The following is a 19867-nucleotide window of genomic DNA, read 5'->3' as shown; positions in this document are numbered from 1 at the left end:
CCACCATGACGAACAAGACCGACCCCGGCGGCGACGTCCGCCTCACGGGCATCGCCAAGACCTACGGTGCCTTCACCGCCGTCCACCCGCTCGACCTGACCGTGCCGCAGGGCTCCTTCTTCGCCCTGCTCGGCGCCTCCGGCTGCGGCAAGACCACCACCCTGCGCATGATCGCCGGGCTGGAGGAACCTTCCGCCGGCACCGTCTTCCTGGGCGACCAGGACGTGACGGCCCTCCCGCCCTACAAGCGGCCGGTGAACACGGTCTTCCAGTCCTACGCCCTCTTCCCGCACCTCGACATCTTCGAGAACGTCGCCTTCGGCCTGCGCCGGCGTGGCCTCAAGTCGGTGAAGAAGCAGGTCGACGAGATGCTCGACCTCGTCCAGCTCGGCGAGCAGGCCCGCAAGAAGCCGCACCAGCTCTCGGGCGGCCAGCAGCAGCGCGTCGCCGTCGCCCGTGCCCTGATCAACCACCCCAAGGTGCTCCTGCTCGACGAGCCGCTGGGCGCCCTCGACCTGAAGCTGCGCCGCCAGATGCAGCTGGAGCTCAAGCGCATCCAGACCGAGGTCGGCATCACCTTCGTCCACGTCACGCACGACCAGGAGGAGGCCATGACCATGGCCGACACGGTCGCCGTGATGAACGCGGGCCGCGTCGAGCAGCTGGGCGCGCCCACCGACCTCTACGAGAACCCGCGCACCACCTTCGTCGCCAACTTCCTCGGCACCTCGAACTTCATCGAGGCCGAGGTCGACTCCGAGAGCGGCGAGGAGATCGTGTTGAAGGCGGGCGGCGGCAAGCTCGTCCTGCCCGAAGCGCGATGTTCCGCCCCCGCGACGACCGGCGGCAAGGTGCTGGTCGGGGTCCGCCCGGAGAAGATCTCCCTCACCCACGCCGACGACGCCGGCGAGATACCCGAGGGCCGCAACCGCATCACCGGCCGGATCGCCGACTCCAGCTTCATCGGCGTCTCCACGCAGTACGTCGTCGACAGCCCGGTCTGCTCCGGCTTCGAGGTCTACGCCCAGAACATCGACCGCGACCCCCGCCTGGTACCCGGCGCCGAGGTCGTCCTGCACTGGAACCCGGCCCACACCTTCGGCCTGGACGCCGCCCAGGACGCCGACGCGGGCGTGGAAGAGGCGGCCTGATGTCGACACTCACCGAGGCGCCACCGCCCCTCGCACCCCAAGCGCCCGAACCGAAGCCCCCGAAGCGCCGGGGTCGCTGGACGCCGTACTGGCTGCTGCTGCCCGGCATCCTCTGGCTGGTCGTCTTCTTCGCGCTGCCGATGATCTACCAGGCCTCCACGTCCGTGCAGACGGGCTCCCTGGAGGAGGGCTACAAGGTCACCTGGCACTTCGCCACGTACTGGGACGCGCTGTCCGCGTACTGGCCGCAGTTCGTCCGCTCGGTGCTCTACGCGGGCACGGCGACGATCCTGTGCCTGCTGCTCGGCTACCCGCTGGCGTACCTGATCGCCTTCCGCGCCGGCCGCTGGAAGAACCTGATCATGATCCTGGTGATCGCGCCGTTCTTCACCAGCTTCCTGATCCGCACCCTCGCCTGGAAGACGATCCTCGCGGACGGCGGCCCGGTCGTCGGCGCGCTCAACACGCTGCACGTCCTGGACGTCACCGACTGGCTCGGCATGACCGCCGGCGACCGCGTCCTGGCCACCCCGCTCGCGGTGGTGTGCGGTCTGACGTACAACTTCCTGCCGTTCATGATCCTGCCGCTGTACACCTCGCTGGAGCGCATCGACGGACGGCTCCACGAGGCGGCCGGGGACCTGTACGCCCGCCCCTGGACCACGTTCCGCAAGGTCACCTTCCCGCTGTCGATGCCGGGTGTCGTCTCCGGAACGCTGCTGACCTTCATTCCGGCGGCCGGTGACTACGTGAACGCCGATCTGCTCGGATCCACCGACACCCGCATGGTCGGAAACGTCATCCAGACGCAGTTCCTGAGAGTCCTCGACTATCCGACGGCCGCGGCGCTCTCCTTCATCCTCATGGCGGCCATTCTGCTCATGGTCACGCTCTACATCCGCAGGTCCGGGACGGAGGATCTGGTCTGATGCCCTTCGTCAACTGGCTCAAGAGAAATCTCGTCGTCCTCGCGGGACTGCTGACCCTCGGCTATCTGCTCCTGCCGAACGTCGTCGTGACGGTGTTCTCCTTCAACAAACCGAAGGGGCGCTTCAACTACGAATGGCAGCAGTTCTCCCTGGACGCCTGGAAGGACCCGTGCGGGGTCTCCGGACTGTGCGGGTCACTGTCCCTCAGCCTCCAGATCGCGGTCTGGGCGACGCTCGGCGCCACGCTCCTCGGCACCCTGATCGCCTTCGCCCTGGTCCGTTACCGGTTCCGCGCCCGCGGCGCCGTGAACTCGCTGATCTTCCTGCCGATGGCGATGCCCGAGGTCGTCATGGCCGCCTCGCTGCTCACCCTGTTCCTCAACATGGGCGCTCAGCTGGGCTTCTGGACGATTCTCATCGCCCACATCATGTTCTGCCTGAGTTTCGTGGTCACGGCCGTCAAGGCCCGCGTGATGTCGATGGACCCGAAGCTGGAGGAGGCGGCGAGGGATCTGTACGCGGGTCCGTTCCAGACCTTCGTCCGGGTGACCCTGCCGATCGCCGCACCGGGAATCGCGGCGGGCGCACTGCTCGCTTTCGCCCTCTCCTTCGACGACTTCATCATCACCAATTTCAACGCGGGCTCGACCGTCACCTTCCCCATGTTCGTGTGGGGGTCGGCGCAGCGCGGAACGCCCGTCCAGATCAATGTCATCGGCACGACCATGTTCGTCGTCGCCGTACTGTTCGTCCTGGTTTCCATGCTCGCCGGAAATCGCCGCAACAGACAAAAGGCATAACCGTAGGGAGTTGACATCATGGCCCCGAGTGCCATGAATCAGTGGACCCGTTCGCTTTCCGACGCCCAGCCGGTCCCGTACTGGCTGGACGACCCCGGCCGGCCCCGTCCCGAACCCGCCCTCACCACCTCCGAGACCTGCGACCTGCTGGTCGTCGGCGGCGGCTACAGCGGACTGTGGACGGCGCTGATCGCCAAGGAGCGCGAGCCGCAGCGGGACGTGGTGCTGGTGGAGGGCCGCGAGGTGGGCTGGGCCGCCTCCGGCCGCAACGGCGGGTTCTGCGCCGCCTCCCTCACCCACGGCCTGCCCAACGGCCTCGCCCGCTGGCCCGACGAGATCCACAGGCTCCAGGAGCTGGGCGACCGCAACCTCGACGCGATCGAGGCGGCCGTCGCCCGGCACTCCCTCGACTGCGACTTCGAGCGCACCGGCGAGATCGACGTCGCCACCGAGCCGTACCAGGCGCGCGAACTGCGCGAGTGGCACGAGGAGACGTCCCGCCGGGGACTGGCCGAGGGCGTCGAGTTCCTGGACGCCGACGCAGTACAGGAGCAGGTGAACTCACCCACCTTCCAGGCCGGCCTGTGGGACCGCAGGGGCGTCGCCATGCTGCACCCGGCCAAGCTCGCCTGGGGCCTGAAGCGGGCGTGCCGGGAACTGGGCGTGCGCGTCTACGAGAACACCCCCGCCCTGACCCTGAAGCCCTACGGCGCGGGCATGGCCGTCCGCACCCCCTACGGCCGCATCCGCGCCCGCCAGGTCGCCCTCGGCACCAACATCTTCCCGAACCTGGTCCGACGGGTCCGCTCGTACACCGTCCCGGTCTACGACTACGCCCTCATGACCGAGCCGCTCACCGCCGGGCAGCTCGACTCGATCGGCTGGAAGAACCGCCAGGGCCTCGGCGACAGCGCCAACCAGTTCCACTACTTCCGGCTGTCCGCCGACAACCGGATCCTCTGGGGCGGCTACGACGCGATCTACCCCTACGGCGGCCGGGTGCGCGCCGAGTACGACGACCGCCCCGAGACCTATGCCAAGCTCGCCGGGCACTTCTTCACCTGCTTCCCGCAGCTGGAGGGCGTCCGCTTCAGCCACGCCTGGGGCGGCGCGATCGACACCTGCTCCCGCTTCTCGGCGTTCTTCGGCACCGCCCATCAGGGCAAGGTGGCCTACGCGGCCGGGTACACCGGCCTCGGAGTCGGCGCCACCCGCTTCGGCGCCGACGTGATGCTGGACCTGCTGAGCGGGGAGCGCACCGAGCGCACGGAACTGGAGATGGTCCGCAAGAAGCCCCTGCCCTTCCCGCCGGAACCCTTCGCCTGGACGGGCATCGCCCTCACCAAGTGGTCACTGGCCCGCGCGGACGCCCAGGGCGGCCGCCGCAACCTGTGGCTGCGCACGATGGACCGGTTGGGGCTGGGATTCGACAGCTGATCGACCGGGTGTGATCCGGTTCACTCCGACGAGGAACCGGAACCCGCGTAATGGCCGGGGGACACCCCCTTCTCCCTCGTGATGCCCTCCGGACGCCCAGCGCGTCCGTGAGGTTCGTGGATGAGAAGGGGGTCTTTGACGATGACCGGTGCGAAGACGGCGGTCGAGTGGCTCGCATCCGTCGCACCCGATCCCGAGGCATGCCGCTGGGAATGGGAGCGCAACCCGCTCGGGGTCACGCTGCTGCCGGCCGGCAGCGCCTGGGACGTGCTCATCCTGCCCGGCGAACTCGGGTACGCCACGCTCGACGTGCTCACCCGGGTCCTGGACCGGCCGGGCCCCGTTCTCGTCGACTTCGGCGACGCCCGCATGGGATTCTTCGTGCCGCCGGGCACCGCGACCCGCTGGCTCGGCACGGGCATCCGCACGGCGGGCGCCGGCACCTGGATCGTCGTGCCGTACCCGGGCCGCTCCTCACCCGGCGGCGTCCGCTGGCTGGTCCCCCCGGACGGCTCGGGCATGCTGACGGACCCGGCCCTGCTCGAACTGGCGATGCACGAGGCCGCGGCGGCCCTGGCGACGACGGAGAACGACGGTCAGGCTACGGGTGGTTGAGACCGCCCGGGGCCTGGCGACGCAGAGCGACGGTCAGATGGTGGTTGAGACCGCCCGGGTGTCGCCACGGTCCGGACGAGCAGCCACAGCGCCGCCAGCAGCACCGTGCACAGACACCAGCTGGCCAGCACGTCGAGTGGCCAGTGGTAGCCGCGACGGACCAGGCCGTAGCTCGCGCCGAGGACCAGGGCGACGCAGACGGCGACCAGGGAGCGGCGCGCCAGGGTGGTGCGGAGCCAGGGGAGCAGAAGCAGGGTCGCGCAACCGTAGGCGACGGCGGCGGTGGCGGTGTGCCCCGAGGGGTAGTAACCGATGCCGGGCGGGACGGCCGGGGTGCCCGGGCGGGCCGTGAGTTCCTTCAGCGGGACGACCAGCGCCGGGACCAGGGCCATGAGCAGGGCCGCGCCGGCGACGGGCAGCCACCAGCGGTCCGCGCCGGTACGACGGTGACGTACCGCGGCGTACCCGAGCGCGACGGCGAGGACCGGGACCGCGACCTGGACGTTGCCCAGGTCGGCGAGGAGTTCGGAGCAGCGGTCCGGGTTCACGAGGACGCGGCTGAGGCGTTCGTCGAGCCGGACGAGCGGGCCGTCCGCGACGACCTGCCAGGTGATCAGCGCGAAGAGGACGGCCGGAAGGGCGAGCAGGAGGGCGAGGAGGCCCGGGGGAGCGGCACGGTCCTGGTTCGCGGAGATCGGCATGGGGCACAGCTTGGCACGAGCGCAGACGCCCACTCGCGGCCCTTCGGAGGATCACGTGAACCAGCCGTCCCAGGACGACAGCCTCTTCGACCACTGCCCCTGGCTCTTCTCCGAGCGGGCCTCCGACGGGCAGCGCGCGGCACAGCAGGAGCGGCAGCGGCGGCTGCCGGCGGGGCCCGGGCAGGTGCTCCTGGGCGAAGGCTGCTTCGTGGCCGGGACGGCGGCCGTGCACCCGGACGTCCTGCACCTGGGAGACCGCTCGTACATCGCCGCCCACGCCTACGTCACCGACGCCCTGCGCACGGGCGCCGACTGCACGATCAACCCCTTCACGGTGGTACGCGGCACCGTGACCCTCGGGGACGGGGTGCGCATCGGCGCTCACACCTCACTGCTCGGCTTCAACCACGGCTCCGCGCCGGACCTGCCGGTCCATCAGCAGCCGGTCACCAGCCGGGGGATCACGGTGGGCGACGACGTGTGGATCGGCTCGCACGTGGTCGTCGTGGACGGGGTCACCATCGGCGACCACTGCGTCATCGGCGCGGGGGCGGTCGTGACGAAGGACCTGCCCGCCTGGACGGTCGCGGCGGGAAACCCGGCCCGCCCGATCCGGGACCGGCGCGAGCCGCGCGGGGCGAAGCCCACTGCCGGCGCGGCAAACCTCGCCGAGGAACTGCCGGCCTTCGGCGAGACCGCCCGGGCTCAGGCGACCGGGCTGCTGGAGCGGTCCTGGCGTGCGGACACCGGCCGCTACGTCGACCGGCCCGGCGCCGAGCCGACCGTACGGGCCCACTGCGACGCCGTCGAGATCGCCGACCTGCTGCTCGGGGACGCACCGCCGCAGCTGTCCGCCGCCGAACACGTGGAGCGGCTCCGGGCGTTGCAGGACCCCGCCACCGGTCTGGTCCCCCGGTTCGGCGCCCCCGCCCCGCTCCCGGGCCCCGCCGGGGTGCCGGACGGCGACCCCGCCTATCACGTGCTGTGCGTCGGCTACGCGCTGGACCTGCTCGGCAGTTCCTTCGCCCACCCGGTCCACGCGGTGCGGACCACGACGGCCGAGCGGCTGGTACCCCACCTCGGCGCGCTGCCCTGGCCCGACCGTGCCTGGCACGCCGGGGCGTGGGTCGACTCCTGGGCCACCGCCGCGCACTGGAACCGTCGCGCCGGGGCCGAAGCGGCCGCACCCGGCGCGCTGGAGGCGTTGTTCGGCTGGCTGCACACCCATGCCGACCCGTGGACCGGGATGTGGGGCTCACCCACCCGGGAGGCCGGACGCCTGCAGATGGTCAACGGCTACTACCGGCTCACCCGCGGTTCCTTCGCCCAGTTCGGTCTGCCCGTGCCGTACCCGGAGCGGGTGATCGACACCGTCCTCGACCACGCCCGCGACCCCCGCCACTTCGCGCCCGGCCGGGAGAACGCCTGCAACGTCCTGGACGTGATCCACCCTCTGTGGCTCTGCGCCCGGCAGACCGCCCATCGCTCGGAGGAGACCCGCTCCTGGGCGGCGAACCAGCTCACCGCCGCCCTGCGCCGATGGCACGCCGGCCGGGGTTTCGGTTTCGGCCCCACCCCCGACGGCTCCGGGCCGGGTCGTGAACCGGGCCTGAAGGGCACGGAGATGTGGCTGGCGATCATCTGGCTGCTCGCGGACGTACTCGGCGTGGCCGACCTCCTCGGCTACCGCCCGCGGGGGATCCACCGCCCGGAGCCCGCGCCCCTCACCAAGGACTGACCGCGACTCACGGTGTCGCACAAGGGGCCGAAAGAGAGGTCGGCCGCCCCGGAACAGGGGGGGGGAGTTCCGGGGCGGCCGTTCCGGACCGGAACGCCGCGCGCCCCGGGGGGTATGGGGCGGGCGACTGTCCGATCGGTGAGGAGATCCAGAGCCTCAGGCTCCGGTTGTGTGCGCGAGGGCACGACCAGGTCGAAGCTGGGGAGGCCCCGGCCTGATGTCACCCACAGTCCCCTGTGGGCGGGGTGTATCTCTCATCTGGGTAGAACCTACGACAGCGCCGGGGCGCAGGACAGGCCGCAGGGCCCCCTGTCATCCACCTCGCACACCTTCTTCACACGCTCTGCCTCTCACCGCCCCGGTAGCGGAACCGGGGCGGCTCACCTGCCCGGACGGCGGCTCAGATGCGCGTGCCGAGGGCTCAGATGTGGGAGAACGCCTGCTCGATGATGTCGAGGCCCTCGTTCAGCAGGTCCTCGCCGATGACCAGCGGAGGCAGGAAACGGAGCACGTTGCCGTAGGTGCCACAGGTCAGGACCAGCAGGCCCTCGGCGTGGCACGCCTTGGCGAGCGCGGCGGTCGCCTCCGGGTTCGGCTCCTTGGTGGCGCGGTCCTTGACCAGCTCGATGGCGATCATGGCGCCGCGGCCACGGACGTCGCCGACGATGTCGAACTTCTCGGCCATGGCGGTGAGACGGGCCTTCATGATCGCCTCGATGTTCTTCGCCCTGGCGTTGAGGTCGAGCTCCTTCATCGTCTCGATCGAGCCGAGCGCACCGGCGCAGGCGACCGGGTTGCCGCCGTAGGTGCCGCCCAGGCCACCGGCGTGCGCGGCGTCCATGATCTCGGCGCGCCCGGTGACGGCCGCGAGCGGCAGACCGCCGGCGATGCCCTTCGCCGTCGTGATGAGGTCCGGGACGATGCCCTCGTCCTCACACGCGAACCACTGGCCCGTACGGCAGAAGCCCGACTGGATCTCGTCGGCGACGAAGACGATGCCGTTGTCCTGCGCGAACTTGCTGATCGCCGGCAGGAAGCCCTTGGCCGGCTCGATGAAGCCGCCCTCGCCGAGCACCGGCTCGATGATGATCGCGGCGACGTTCTCCGCGCCGACCTGCTTGCTGATCTGGTCGATGGCCTGCGCGGCGGCCTCGGGGCCGGCGTTCTCGGGCCCGGTCGGCCAGCGGTAGCCGTACGCCACCGGCACGCGGTAGACCTCGGGCGCGAACGGGCCGAAGCCGTGCTTGTACGGCATGTTCTTGGCGGTCAGCGCCATCGTCAGGTTGGTGCGCCCGTGGTAGCCGTGGTCGAACACCACGACGGCCTGCCGCTTGGTGTGGGCCCGCGCGATCTTCACCGCGTTCTCGACGGCCTCGGCGCCCGAGTTGAACAGGGCGCTCTTCTTGGCGTGGTCACCGGGGGTCAGCTCGGCGAGCGCCTCGGCGACCTCGACGTACCCCTCGTAGGGCGTGACCATGAAACAGGTGTGGGTGAAGTCGGCCAGCTGCGCCGACGCCCGCCGTACGACGGCCTCGGCCGAGGCGCCCACGGACGTCACGGCGATGCCCGACCCGAAGTCGATGAGCCGGTTGCCGTCGACGTCCTCGATGATCCCGCCGCCCGCGCGCGCCGTGAACACGGGCAGCACGGACCCCACGCCCTGCGCGACCGCGGCGGTACGGCGGGCCTGCAGCTCCTGCGACTTCGGACCGGGAATGGCGGTGACGACGCGGCGCTCCTGCGGAAGTGCGGTCATGCGGGGCTCCTGGGGTGGTGCGGATGGTCTCAGCGGACGCTTGGCTTCTTTTCTCGCAGGCTAGGGCGGGGGAAGGGGGGTGGGCATGCTCCATGTGGGCGTTGTCGGCGGGGCGCCTTGTCCGGGGTGGACATGGCACTCTCGTGGACCGGTGCCCATGACCCGGCCGTGTAAGCGGTGAACTCCCCAGGAGAGGGCGTTAGATTGGCTCGCTGATGGTGGACGGAGCGGCTGGTCAGGGGGCAACGGCGATGGACAGCGACGGGACGCAGGAGGCGCGGGGTACGCATGCGAGCCCTGTGCCGCGTCCGGCGGGGCCTGTGGAGGTGCCCGCGATGCCTCCGCTGCCGCCCCGGGCGCCGGGGGTGCCGCCGCCGACGGACGGGTCGGCGTTCCTCACCTGGTTGCGGGCGCCGCGCCCCGAGGCCGCCCCCGGCGTGTGGCGGTTCGGGCACCGGCCGCGGCCGGCGGAGGAACCCGAGGAGATCCCCACCCGGCAGCTGCTGAGCGGGGCGCTGATCGCCTTCCTGGTGGGGTGGCTGATCTGGTCGCTGCTGCAGAACGGCTACCTCGGCACCTGGTGGTGGGTGCCGTTCGACCTGATCGTCCCCGACGCCTGGCGGGGTGGCGACAGCGACCTCGGGGAGACCGGGACGTTCATCGTCTACCAGGGGTACGAGCTGCTCGTCGCCCTGGCCATCATGATCGGGGCGGCCCGGCTCGGCCGCTGGGGCGAGGTGTGGCGCCGCTTCGTCACCCCCCGCTTCCGCCGGCCGGCGGCCCAGGAGACCCGCACGGCGCCCGAGGACGACCCGGCCCAGTGGAACGAGCTGCGTGCCGCCGGGGCCCCCGACGCCGCCGAGCGGCTCGCCGCCGAGGCCCGCTCCGGGCTGATGCGGGACGTCGACCACGCCCGGATCCTGCGTGCCTGGCAGGGCGTGCGCACCGGACGGCACAGCCTCGCCACCTTCAGCGGGGCCGTGCTCAAGGACGGTGCCACCGCGTGCCTGCACCCCTCCGGGGAGCGCGACCTGCCCGCCCGGCTCGCCCGGCACGATCTCGTCACCGGGCAGGTGCGGCTCGGGACCACCGTGGACGACGCCCGCAACCCGTACACCTACCGCGGCACGGGGCTCGCCCTCGGGCCCGACCTGCTCGGCACCTCGCTCGTCGCCGTCGGCCCCGCGGGGTCCGGCAAGACCGGGACCGTCGTCCGCCCCCTTGCCGAGTCGCTCTGCCTGCACGCTCTCGCCGGGCGGGCCGCCGTGGTCGTCGTCGGGGCGGCCGGTGCGGGGCTCGGACCGGCCGACGCGTACGACGTGGTCGTACGGATCGGGAACCAGGAGTCCGAGTACGACCTCGATCTGTACGGCGGCACCAGTGACCCGGACGAGGCCGCGGCTGTGCTCGCCGAGGCGCTCGTCGGGGATCTCGCCGACCCGCACCCCGGCAGTGACAGCCGCCGCTCCACCACCGTCCTCGCCCAGCTGCTCGGGCCGTTCCGGGCCGTGCACGGGCGTTTCCCCTCCGTACCGGAGCTGCGGCAGCTGCTCGACGGGGCGCCGGGGCCGTTCGCCGCGCTGCGGCAGGGGCTCCAGGAGGCCGGGCAGGAGTCGCTGCTCAGGGAGCTCGACGCCCGGGAGCGGCAGATGGGACAGCCCGGTGACGTCGGCGGGGTGCTGGGCGATCGCGTCGCCCTGCTGGATCGGCCCGCCTTCGCCGGGTTCTTCGACACCTCCGGGCGGTCCCGGCCCTTCACGCTCAAGGCCCTCGACCACCCGGTGCGGGTGCGCATCGACCTGCCCCAGCGCGGGCACGCCGACGCCTCCAAGATGCTGGCCCGGCTGGTGCTCGCGCAGTTCACGGCGAGTGTCGCGGTACGCGAGGACCGGTCGCTGTTCGCCTGCCTGCTCCTGGACGACGCGACCGGGGTGGTGACACCCGAGGCCGTGCGCGGTATCCAGCGGCTGCGGTCCGGCAACGCCGGGGTCGTGCTCACCCTGCGGACACTCGACGACGTGGCCCGGCCGCTGCGCGGCCCGCTGCTCGGCGCGACCGGCTGCCGGATGGCCCTGTCGGGGCTCACACCGTGGGACGGGCAGGACTTCGCCGAGGTGTGGGGCAAGGAGTGGACCGAGGCCCGGGACGTCACCGACCGGCAGATCATCGCGGAGACGCCGGCCGGCAAGGCCGTGCACATGCTGCGCCGGGTGATCACCGGCAAGGCCCCGACCGCGCGGGCGGTGACCGTGCGGCAGGTCGAGCGGGAGCGCTGGTCCGCCTCCGAGCTGGCGCACGCCGTGCCGGCGGGCCACGCGGTGCTGTCGCTGACCGACGTCAAGGGCGAGCACGCGCCGCCCCTGCTGGTGGATCTGCGGAGCTGAGCCCTTCCCACCTGCGCGGGTACGCGGGGACCGTACGGTGAGGCAGAATCGTCACAGGTCGTTCATACGTGGCGGCCAAAAGACCACAGAGACCACACAGCCCTGACGCAGAAGGCCTCATGCCCCCGACGCTCGCCTCGCTCGTCCACCACTCCGCGCTGAAACTGACCGTGCGGGCGGGCGAAGACCGCCTCGACGTGCCGGTCCGCTGGGCGCACGTCAGCGAGCTCGCCGACCCCGTCCCCTACATGGAGGGCGGCGAACTGCTGTTGATCACCGCGCTCAAGCTGGACGCCGAGGACCCGGAGGCCATGCGCCGCTACGTCCACCGGCTGGCGGAGGCCGGAGTGGTCGGGCTGGGCTTCGCCGTCGGCGTCAACTACGAGGAGATCCCCAAGGCGCTCGTCGACGCGGCCGGGAAGGAGGGCCTGCCGCTGCTGGAGGTGCCCCGCCGCACGCCGTTCCTCGCCATCAGCAAGGCCGTCTCCGCCGCGATCGCCGCCGACCAGTACCGGGCCGTCACCGCCGGGTTCGCCGCCCAGCGCGAACTGACCCGGCAAGCCCAGACCGGCGGCCCGGAGGGGCTGCTGGCCGCGCTGGCCGCGCAGGTCGACGGATGGGCGGCGCTGTACGACGCCTCGGGCGCGGTCGTCGCCACGGCACCGGAGTGGGCGGGGCGGCGTGCCGCGCGGCTCACCGGGGACGTGCAGAAGCTGCGGGACCGCCCCGCGCCCGCCTCCTCCGTGGCCGGCGGGCCGGAGAACGAGGACCGGGTCGAGCTGCACACCATAGGCATCGGCCGTCGCCCCCGCGCGGCCCTCGCCGTGGGCACGGCCGGCGCCCCGGGCACCGCCGAGCGCTACGCCGTCCACTCGGCCATCGCGCTGCTGACCCTGACCACGGAACGCTCCCGGTCCCTCCAGGCGGCCGAGCAGCGCGTCGGAGCGGCGGTGCTGCGCATGCTGCTGGCCGGTGAGCCGGACCACGCCCGCGCCGTCGCCGGGGACCTGTACGGCGAACTGCTGGACGCGCCGTTCCGGATGCTGGTCGCGGAGCGGGTGCCGGTGTCGGCGTCGGCGGCGCTGGCCCGTGCCGAGGCGCGCAAGGGCGCGCCGCCCGCCGAGCGGTCCTCGGCCGCCGCGCTCGCCGCGGCCGACGCCGGCGGCGACCCCCTCGCGGTCCTCGCCGACGTCATGGAGTCCGCGGCGGCCCGGGCCGGGGAGGCCGTGCTGGTGGTGCCGGAGGGCGAGCGGCTGGTGGTGCTGGCCGCGGACGGCGGCGCCGCCGCGGCGGCCTGCGGTGAGTACGCGGCCGCCTTGGAGACGGCCCGGGCCGGCATACGCGAGAAGGTGCCGGGCGGCGAGGACGACGAACTGGTCGTCGGCCTGTCGGCACCGGCCGGGCCCATCGCCGCCTCCGCCGCGTACAAGCAGGCCGAGCAGGCACTGTCGGTGGCGAGGCGGCGCGGCCGGGTCCTCGTGGAGCACGAGCGGATGGCGGCCGGATCGGTGCTGCCGCTGCTGGCGGACGACGCCGTCCGGGCCTTCGCCGACGGCATGCTGCGGCCGCTGTACGAGCACGACGCCACCGGCCGCGGCGACCTCGTGGCCTCCCTGCGCGCCTGGCTGTCCAAGCACGGCCAGTGGGACGCGGCGGCGGCCGAGCTCGGCGTCCACCGGCACACCCTGCGCTACCGCATGCGCCGCGTCGAGGAGATCCTCGGCCGGTCCCTGGACGACCCGGACGTCCGGATGGAGCTGTGGCTGGCCCTGAAGGCGGCCTCCACCGAGTAGCCAAACCGGAGTATCCGCGCCCCGCACTGCTACGGCTCGGACAAACGCCCTTCGGCCATCTCGCGCCTACCGTTGGTCCCCTAGCACAGGATCACCCCCAACGCCGAAGGGCCGGAACCCACATGACCTCCACCCACGCCTTCTGGCTCGCCGGCCGCCAGGCCACCGGCGAGGAAACCTTCGACGTCACCTCCCCCTGGGACGGGCGGCTCGTGGGCACGGTGAGCGTGCCGACGGACGCGCAGGTCGAGGAGGCCGTGGCCGCCGCGCACGCCGTCCTGGACGAGTTCGCCGCCACCCCCGCCCACGTCCGGGCCGCCGCCCTCGACCACGTCAGCAAGCGCCTCGTCGAGCGCACCGAGGAGATCGCGCAGCTGATCTCCGCCGAGAACGGCAAGCCGCTGAAGTGGGCGCGCGGCGAGGTCGGCCGGGCCGTGTCGGTGTTCCGGTTCGCGGCCGAGGAGGCCCGGCGGTTCAACGGCGGCGAGGCCCAGCGCCTCGACACCGACCTCGGCGGTCAGGGCCGGCTCGCCCTCACCCGCCGCTTCCCGAAGGGTGTCGTGCTCGGCATCGCGCCCTTCAACTTCCCGCTGAACCTCTGCGCCCACAAGATCGCCCCGGCCATCGCCGCCGGCGCCCCGATCATCCTCAAGCCCGCCCCGGCGACCCCGCTGTCCGGCCTGATCATCGGCGACCTGCTGGCCGAGACCGAGCTGCCCGCCGGCTCCTGGAGCATCCTGCCGGTCGCCAACGACAAGATGCCGGCCCTCGTGCAGGACGAGCGCCTGCCCGTCATCTCCTTCACGGGCTCCGAGAAGGTCGGCTACGCGATCATGGACTCGGTGCCGCGCAAGCACTGCACCCTGGAGCTGGGCGGCAACGGCGCGGCCGTCGTCCTCGCCGACTGGGCGAGCGACGAGGACCTGGACCGGGCGGCGAACCGCATCGCCACCTTCTCCAACTACCAGGGCGGCCAGTCCTGCATCTCCGTGCAGCGGGTCATCGCCGACGCCTCGGTATACGACCGGCTGCTGCCGCGCATCGTCGCCGCCGTCGAGGCCCAGGTCACCGGCGACCCGGGTGACGACAAGACGGACGTCGGCCCGCTGGTCGACGAGAATGCCGCCAAGCGCGTCGAGACGTGGGTGCAGGAGGCCGTGGACGCCGGGGCGCAGCTGCTCACCGGCGGCAAGCGCGACGGCGCCTCCTACGCGCCGACCGTCCTGGCTGAGGTCCCGTCCGACGTGACGATCTCCTGCGAGGAGGTCTTCGGACCGGTCCTCACCGTGCAGAAGGCGGACGGTGAGGCCGCTGCCTTCGCCGCCGTCAACGACTCCAAGTACGGCCTCCAGGCGGGCGTGTTCACCCACGACCTGCAGACCGCCTTCCGCGCCCACCGGGCCCTGGAGGTCGGCGGCGTGGTCATCGGCGACGTGCCGTCCTACCGCGCCGACCAGATGCCGTACGGCGGCGTCAAGCAGTCCGGTGTGGGCCGCGAGGGCGTGCGGTTCGCCATGGAGGACTACACGTACGAGCGGGTGCTGGTCCTCACCGGCATCGACCTCTGACGCACCTCCGACCCACCCTCTGGCTTATGGAAACCATTTTCATATAAGCTCTGCGAAGAGGCCCGGCACCGATGCCTTCCGGTGCCGGGCCCCTTCTTTACGCCGGCCTGCTCCGGACCCTCAACCGGAGAAGCCGACGTGCGCGAGCCGCAACGGGCCGCGCAGCCTGAGGTGCACGTCGTGGGCGCCCGCGGCGGTGATCGACGCGCTGAGCACGACGTAGTCGTACGGACCCGAGGTCGGTGCGGCGGGCGACAGCACCGCGAGCGCGGGGCCGCCGTCGAGGGACAGCTCGACCGTGCCCTCGCCGGCCACCTCCACCGTCACCTGGGAGACGCCCCGGCCGAAGTCGCAGGCGCGGTAGACCAGTTCGCCCGTCTCCGGGCCCGCCGCAGTCACCGCGTCGCCCGAGACCTTCGTCCGGTCGACGATCTCGATGCCCCGCTGCTCGTCGAACCCGGCCGCGGCCAGGCCCTTCGTGAGGACCGCGCGCGGCAGGGCCGGCGCGCCGTCGAGCATGACCGTCGTGCGCAGCCGGACGTCCTCGACGGACGCCCCGGCCAGCAGCTCGTGAGCGCCCGGCTCCACGCGCCACCGGTCCTGGGCGACGTCCCAGAACGCGAAGGCGCCCAGCGGGACGTCGAAGTCGAGCTCGGCCGTCGCCCCGGGGGCGAGGGTGACGCGGCGGTGGTCCAGCAGTGCGCGACGCGGACGCGGCACGGACGCGTCGACGGCCCGGGTGTAGAGCTGGGCCACCTCGTCGGCCGTGACGTCGCCGGTGTTGGTGACGGAGAACGAGACGCGCACCGTCTCGCCCTCGGCCCGGGCCGTCAGGCCGCCGTACGCGAACGACGTGTACGACAGGCCGTGCCCGAAGGGGAACAGAGGCGTCCCCTCGAAGTACAGGTACGTCTGGCGGGCACCGATCACGTCGTAGTCGAGCAGGCCCGGCAGGTCGGCGTCGTCGGCGTACCAGGTCTGCGGCAGACGCCCGGCCGGACAGACGTCACCGGCCAGGACGCGGGCCAGGGCGGTTCCGGCCGCCTGGCCGCCGTGCGCGGTCCACAGCACGGCGGGCAGCTCGGCCGGGTCGACGGCGTACGGGTAGGCGGAGACCAGCGCCAGCACGGTGGCCGGGTTCGCGGCCCGGGCCGCCCGCAGCAACCGCTCCTGGTGTCCCGGCAGACACAGGGTCGTACGGTCCTCGGTCTCGCGGCCGTTGATGTGCGGGTCGTTGCCCGCGACCACCACGACCACGTCGGCCGCCGCCGCGGCCCGCGCCACCGCCTCCTCGCCGCGCTCGGCGACAACCAGCTCGAAGACCTCGGGATCCGTGTCGGCAACCTTCACGCCGTCGGCGGAGACACACACGTGGCGACCCGTCCCCAGGTGCTTCAGGAGGTGCCCGTCCCCGTGCGGTTCCAGGCGGAACGTCTCCTGTACGACCCAGCCGCCCGGCTGGTCGGCGGAGGCACGCAGGCAGCCGTCCTCGGCGACCGAGAGATAGCGGCCGTCGGGGGCACGCAGGGTCAGGACGCCCTCGCCCCAGTCGACCAGCGCCAGCTCGGTGCCGGCGGCGTCGGTCGTGAGCGCGGGCAGGTCGGTGCGGCCCGCGAGCAGCGCCGGGTCCAGCGCGCCCTCGGCGCCGCGCACCTCGTCGGCGGCCCCCTCGGCCACCGGCACGTGCAGGAACGCACCCGCGGAGGTCTTCAGCCGGACCCGGTCCACGCCCTCCGCGAACTCCACACGCTCCGCGCCGAACCGCTCGTACAGGCCCTCCAGCGGGGTCGAGCGGTGGATGAGGGTGCCGCTGTACCAGTCGAGCTTGCACTCGTCGGCGAGCAGCCCCACTACCGCGATCCGGGTGTCCGGGACGAGCGGCAGCACCCCGTCGTTCTTGAGCAGCACGATCGCCTGCTCGGCGGCCTCCTGGGCGAGGGCGCGGTGCGCCGGGGTGTCGAACTCGCTGGTGGCGTCGTGCGGGTCGTACTCCGGGTCGAACTCGCCCAGCCGGAAGCGGACCGACAGCTGACGGCGGACGGCCGTGTCGAGATCGGCCTCGGTGAGCAGGCCGCGCTCCAGGGCGCCGCGCAGCCGCCCGGTGATCTGCGAGGAGTCGGTGCCGTGGTCGGTGAAGCTGTCGACCCCCGCGACGAGGGAGGCGGCGGTGGCCTCCTCGTGGGTGTCGAAGTAGTGCTCGGCGTCGACGAGGTTGGTCGGCGCCCCCGCGTCCGAGCAGACCAGCAGGTCCTCGTCGCTCCAGGTCCGCAGGTGTTCGGCGAGGTACGGGGAGACGTGGTTGGGGCGGCCGTTGACCAGGTTGTACGCCGGCATCACCCCGGCCACCGCGCCCGCCTCGACGGTCTCGCGGAAGGCCCGCAGGTCGTACTCGTGCAGCACGCGCGGGCGCACCGAGCTCGATGTGGTGGCGCGGTCCGTCTCGTTGTTGTGGGCCAGCCAGTGCTTCAGCACGGGCGCGGTGCGCCAGTAGGTGGGGTGGTCACCGCGCAGACCGTGCGTGTAGGCCGTGGCGATCGCCGAGGTGAGCTTCGGGTCCTCCGAGTAGCCCTCCTCGTTGCGGCCCCACAGGGGGTGGCGCAGCAGGTTGACCGTCGGGGCCCAGACGTTCAGGCCGACCCGGTCGTCCTTGGCGCGCATCGCGCGGACCTCCTTGGACACCGCGTCGCCGACGCGCCGCACCAGCTCCGGGTTCCAGGTCGCGCCCAGGCCGACAGCCTGCGGGAACACCGTCGCCGGGCCCATCCACGCCACGCCGTGCAGGGCCTCCTGGCCGGTGCGGAACGCGGCGACGCCGAGCCGGTCTACGGCGGGGGCGAACTGGTGCAGGAAGGAGATCTTCTCGTCGAGGGTGAGCCGCCCGAGCAGATCGTCGACGCGCTTCGCCAACGGCAGCTGCGGATCACGGAACGGTGCGGTGGGTGGCGTGTGTGCGGTCACGTGGGGATCCCCTTGCGATGGATCGGCGAGGCGCTTTCGAAGCGCTTCGATGCTGGTCGGCGACGGGTCGGGTGTCAAGAGACGGGCGCCGCCACTTCAAGGCGGGCATGAGGAATGGTCCCTTCTGATGCCCGCGAGGAAGTTTGGGAACGACCCTTGTGCACCTATGAGTGTTCACTTAACCTCACAGCAACATCGAAGCGCTTCGATTGCAGAGGCCCCTCTGGTCGAAGTTCCGCTTCTGCTCAGCCAGTTCCACTCGAGACACCGCAGCCGACGGCCTTCCGCCGGGTGTCCTGGTGCGCCATGAAGGGTTGACGCAATGACGCCGAACGCCGCCTCCGCCTCCTCCGGACCGAGCCGGAGAAGTTTCCTCGCCTCCACGGCGGTCGCCACCGCGGCCGTGGCGGGCGGGATGCCCCTGCTCGCCGCGTGCGGCGGGTCGGAGGGCGGGTCGCGGGACGGCACCACGTCGGGCAAGGACGCCAAGAAGCTCCTCCCGGCGTACGTGGCCAGCAACGTGGTGACGCCGGACATCCCGTCCAAGAACGGCTCCGCGCTCGGGTTCACCCGCAAGCTCGACCTCGCCGGCCTGAAGACCTCGGTGTCCAAGAAGCTCGGCAAGGGCGGCAAGGTCACCGTCATGGCGCCGTTCTGGGGCTCGCCGCCGAAGCAGAACAACGCCTACTACAAGGCGATGAACGACCTGATCGGTGTCGACGTCTTCTGGCAGAACCAGGACGGCAACACCTACGACCAGAAGCTCGGCGCGGTCCTCGCCTCCAGCGACGTCCCGGACGTCGTGGTGGTCCCCGGCTGGAACATGGGCGGCAAGATACCCAGCGCCATCATCAGCAAGTTCGCCGACCTCGGCCCCTACCTCTCCGGGGACAAGGTCAAGGAGTACCCGAACCTCGCGGCGATCCCGACGGACGCATGGCGGCGCTCCATCTTCGGCGGCAAGCTGCGCGGCCTGCCGATGCCGGCGCCGTCCGCCCCCTCCATGGTGCCCCTGTACCGGCAGGACATCTTCGAGAAGGAGGGCTACGAAGTCCCCAAGTCCTGCGACGAGTTCATGGCCCTGGCCAAGGAGATCACGAACGCCAGGGCCAAGCGTTGGGCCTGCCTGGACATGAAGTGGACCGCCTTCCAGGCTTTCGGTGTGCTCTCGGGCAGTGAGAAGCCACTCGGCTGGAACCTCGTCGACGGCAAGCTCGTCAACCGCATCGAGACCGAGGAGTTCCTCGAGGCGCTGGAGTGGTCCCGCAAGCTCGTCGCCGCCGGGGTCGTCCACCCCGACTCCATGATGGGCAAGAACGCCCCCGACCCGGGCCCCAAGTTCGCGGCGGGCGAGTTCCTGATCTACCCCAACAACATCTCCCAGTGGTGGGGCCGCACCGCTGAACAGGCCACCCAGAACCCGGACTTCAAGATCTGGGGCATGGACATCTGGGGCCACGACGGCGGCGACCCCACCCTGTGGGCCGATCAGCCCGCCGGCATCTTCGCCTTCGTCAGCAAGAAGGCCTCCGAGTCGGTCATCCGAGACGTGCTGGCCGTCGCCAACGTCACCGCGGCGCCGTACGGCACCAAGGAGTACATGATGACCAACTACGGCGTCGAAGGCACCCACTACACCGTCAAGGACGGCGTCCCCGTCAAGACCGACAAGGGCAACAACGAGGTGATGAACGCCTACGTCATGGTCGCGAGCCCCGCCGCGACCCTCGCCCACCCCGACTTCCCCGAGGTCGCCAAGGGGCAGGTCGAGTGGGAGCAGCGGATGGGCGCCTTCGCCAGGAAGTCCTCCTTCTGGGGCATGCAGATCACCGAGCCCGCCCGGTACACGAACCTCTCCAACGACGCCGAGCAGCTGGAGGACGACATCGTCCGCGGCCGCAAGAAGATCAGCGACATGCAGCAGTTCGTCTCCGACTGGAAGAGCAAGGGCGGCGACAAGCTGCGCGACTGGTACCAGAAGATCCTCGACGAGAACGGCAGCGCGGCCAACTGATCCGGCGTTCGAGGCAAGGAGAA

The 19867-nt window shown here is 71.8% G+C and carries 13 protein-coding genes; 10 read left to right on the top strand and 3 right to left on the bottom strand.

Translation table 11 applies throughout. The features are described from left to right. The first annotated feature begins 5 nt into the window (after window positions 1–5). The 5 genes from FDO69_RS20860 to FDO69_RS20840 all read left to right on the top strand — a co-directional run bounded on the left by FDO69_RS20860 (window position 6) and on the right by FDO69_RS20840 (window position 4932). Complete coding sequence (locus FDO69_RS20860; protein ID WP_170320921.1) at window positions 6–1151, top strand: ABC transporter ATP-binding protein; 1146 nt, start codon at window positions 6–8, stop codon at window positions 1149–1151. Continuing rightward, window positions 1151–2080 carry an ABC transporter permease gene (locus tag FDO69_RS20855; RefSeq protein ID WP_104781383.1) on the top strand — a complete coding sequence of 310 codons (930 nt, stop codon included), beginning with the start codon at window positions 1151–1153 and terminating at the stop codon, window positions 2078–2080. Before FDO69_RS20860 ends, FDO69_RS20855 begins: the two co-directional genes overlap by 1 nt. After that, entirely contained in the window at window positions 2080–2880 is an 801-nt protein-coding gene (locus tag FDO69_RS20850) for an ABC transporter permease (RefSeq protein WP_104781382.1), read from the top strand. The genes FDO69_RS20855 and FDO69_RS20850 overlap by 1 nt, the downstream gene beginning before the upstream one ends. Before the next feature lie 18 nt (window positions 2881–2898). Then, window positions 2899–4317 carry an NAD(P)/FAD-dependent oxidoreductase gene (locus FDO69_RS20845; RefSeq protein ID WP_104781381.1) on the top strand — a complete coding sequence of 473 codons (1419 nt, stop codon included), beginning with the start codon at window positions 2899–2901 and terminating at the stop codon, window positions 4315–4317. Window positions 4318–4458: 141 nt separating this feature from the next. Beyond that, on the top strand, window positions 4459–4932 hold the full coding sequence (locus tag FDO69_RS20840; RefSeq protein ID WP_104781380.1) for a hypothetical protein: 474 nt from the start codon (window positions 4459–4461) through the stop codon (window positions 4930–4932). Here FDO69_RS20840 and FDO69_RS20835 read toward each other — a convergent pair. Further along, window positions 4914–5633, bottom strand: coding sequence for a phosphatase PAP2 family protein (locus FDO69_RS20835; protein WP_104781379.1), 720 nt, complete (start codon window positions 5631–5633; stop codon window positions 4914–4916). The two genes, FDO69_RS20840 and FDO69_RS20835, sit on opposite strands and share 19 nt — an antisense overlap. Here FDO69_RS20835 and FDO69_RS20830 point away from each other — a divergent pair. Then, a complete protein-coding gene (locus FDO69_RS20830; protein ID WP_104781378.1) occupies window positions 5632–7371 on the top strand; it encodes an acyltransferase in 1740 nt (579 codons plus the stop codon). The two genes, FDO69_RS20835 and FDO69_RS20830, sit on opposite strands and share 2 nt — an antisense overlap. A gap of 421 nt (window positions 7372–7792) precedes the next feature. Here the strand turns inward: FDO69_RS20830 and gabT are convergent, their stop codons facing one another. Further along, the gene (gene gabT / locus FDO69_RS20820) at window positions 7793–9127 is read right to left on the bottom strand and encodes a 4-aminobutyrate--2-oxoglutarate transaminase (RefSeq protein WP_104781377.1); all 1335 of its coding nucleotides are present in this window, start codon (window positions 9125–9127) and stop codon (window positions 7793–7795) included. A 251-nt stretch (window positions 9128–9378) separates the two neighbouring features. On the opposite strand from gabT, the gene FDO69_RS20815 reads away from it, so the two are divergent. From FDO69_RS20815 to FDO69_RS20805, 3 genes are all read left to right on the top strand, one after another. After that, the gene (locus FDO69_RS20815) at window positions 9379–11511 is read left to right on the top strand and encodes an ATP-binding protein (RefSeq protein WP_104781376.1); all 2133 of its coding nucleotides are present in this window, start codon (window positions 9379–9381) and stop codon (window positions 11509–11511) included. 119 nt (window positions 11512–11630) lie between these two features. Continuing rightward, complete coding sequence (locus FDO69_RS20810) at window positions 11631–13304, top strand: PucR family transcriptional regulator (protein ID WP_104781375.1); 1674 nt, start codon at window positions 11631–11633, stop codon at window positions 13302–13304. 122 nt (window positions 13305–13426) lie between these two features. Next, complete coding sequence (locus tag FDO69_RS20805; protein ID WP_104781374.1) at window positions 13427–14872, top strand: aldehyde dehydrogenase family protein; 1446 nt, start codon at window positions 13427–13429, stop codon at window positions 14870–14872. A gap of 120 nt (window positions 14873–14992) precedes the next feature. On the opposite strand, the gene FDO69_RS20800 is transcribed toward FDO69_RS20805, so the two are convergent. Beyond that, window positions 14993–17830 carry a glycoside hydrolase family 3 C-terminal domain-containing protein gene (locus tag FDO69_RS20800; RefSeq protein WP_104781373.1) on the bottom strand — a complete coding sequence of 946 codons (2838 nt, stop codon included), beginning with the start codon at window positions 17828–17830 and terminating at the stop codon, window positions 14993–14995. Between the two features lie 322 nt (window positions 17831–18152). Here FDO69_RS20800 and FDO69_RS20795 point away from each other — a divergent pair, with 322 nt between their 5' ends. After that, complete coding sequence (locus FDO69_RS20795) at window positions 18153–19844, top strand: extracellular solute-binding protein (RefSeq protein WP_104781372.1); 1692 nt, start codon at window positions 18153–18155, stop codon at window positions 19842–19844. The last annotated feature ends 23 nt before the right edge of the window (window positions 19845–19867 follow it).

The sequence above is a fragment of the Streptomyces tibetensis genome (genome assembly GCF_007655005.1).
GTDB classification, from domain to species: domain Bacteria; phylum Actinomycetota; class Actinomycetes; order Streptomycetales; family Streptomycetaceae; genus Streptomyces; species Streptomyces tibetensis.
This window is presented reverse-complemented; position numbering and strand designations above follow the sequence as displayed.

What these genes read in the sequence shown, in the direction of transcription:
- FDO69_RS20845 (WP_104781381.1), top strand. Translation starts at nt 2,899, where the DNA reads ATGGCCCCGAGTGCCATGAATCAGTGGACCCGTTCGCTTTCCGACGCC.
- FDO69_RS20830 (WP_104781378.1), top strand. Translation starts at nt 5,632, where the DNA reads ATGGGGCACAGCTTGGCACGAGCGCAGACGCCCACTCGCGGCCCTTCG.
- gabT (WP_104781377.1), bottom strand. Translation starts at nt 9,127, where the DNA reads ATGACCGCACTTCCGCAGGAGCGCCGCGTCGTCACCGCCATTCCCGGT.
- FDO69_RS20805 (WP_104781374.1), top strand. Translation starts at nt 13,427, where the DNA reads ATGACCTCCACCCACGCCTTCTGGCTCGCCGGCCGCCAGGCCACCGGC.
- FDO69_RS20840 (WP_104781380.1), top strand. Translation starts at nt 4,459, where the DNA reads ATGACCGGTGCGAAGACGGCGGTCGAGTGGCTCGCATCCGTCGCACCC.
- FDO69_RS20850 (WP_104781382.1), top strand. Translation starts at nt 2,080, where the DNA reads ATGCCCTTCGTCAACTGGCTCAAGAGAAATCTCGTCGTCCTCGCGGGA.
- FDO69_RS20855 (WP_104781383.1), top strand. Translation starts at nt 1,151, where the DNA reads ATGTCGACACTCACCGAGGCGCCACCGCCCCTCGCACCCCAAGCGCCC.
- FDO69_RS20795 (WP_104781372.1), top strand. Translation starts at nt 18,153, where the DNA reads ATGACGCCGAACGCCGCCTCCGCCTCCTCCGGACCGAGCCGGAGAAGT.
- FDO69_RS20835 (WP_104781379.1), bottom strand. Translation starts at nt 5,633, where the DNA reads ATGCCGATCTCCGCGAACCAGGACCGTGCCGCTCCCCCGGGCCTCCTC.
- FDO69_RS20810 (WP_104781375.1), top strand. Translation starts at nt 11,631, where the DNA reads ATGCCCCCGACGCTCGCCTCGCTCGTCCACCACTCCGCGCTGAAACTG.
- FDO69_RS20815 (WP_104781376.1), top strand. Translation starts at nt 9,379, where the DNA reads ATGGACAGCGACGGGACGCAGGAGGCGCGGGGTACGCATGCGAGCCCT.
- FDO69_RS20860 (WP_170320921.1), top strand. Translation starts at nt 6, where the DNA reads ATGACGAACAAGACCGACCCCGGCGGCGACGTCCGCCTCACGGGCATC.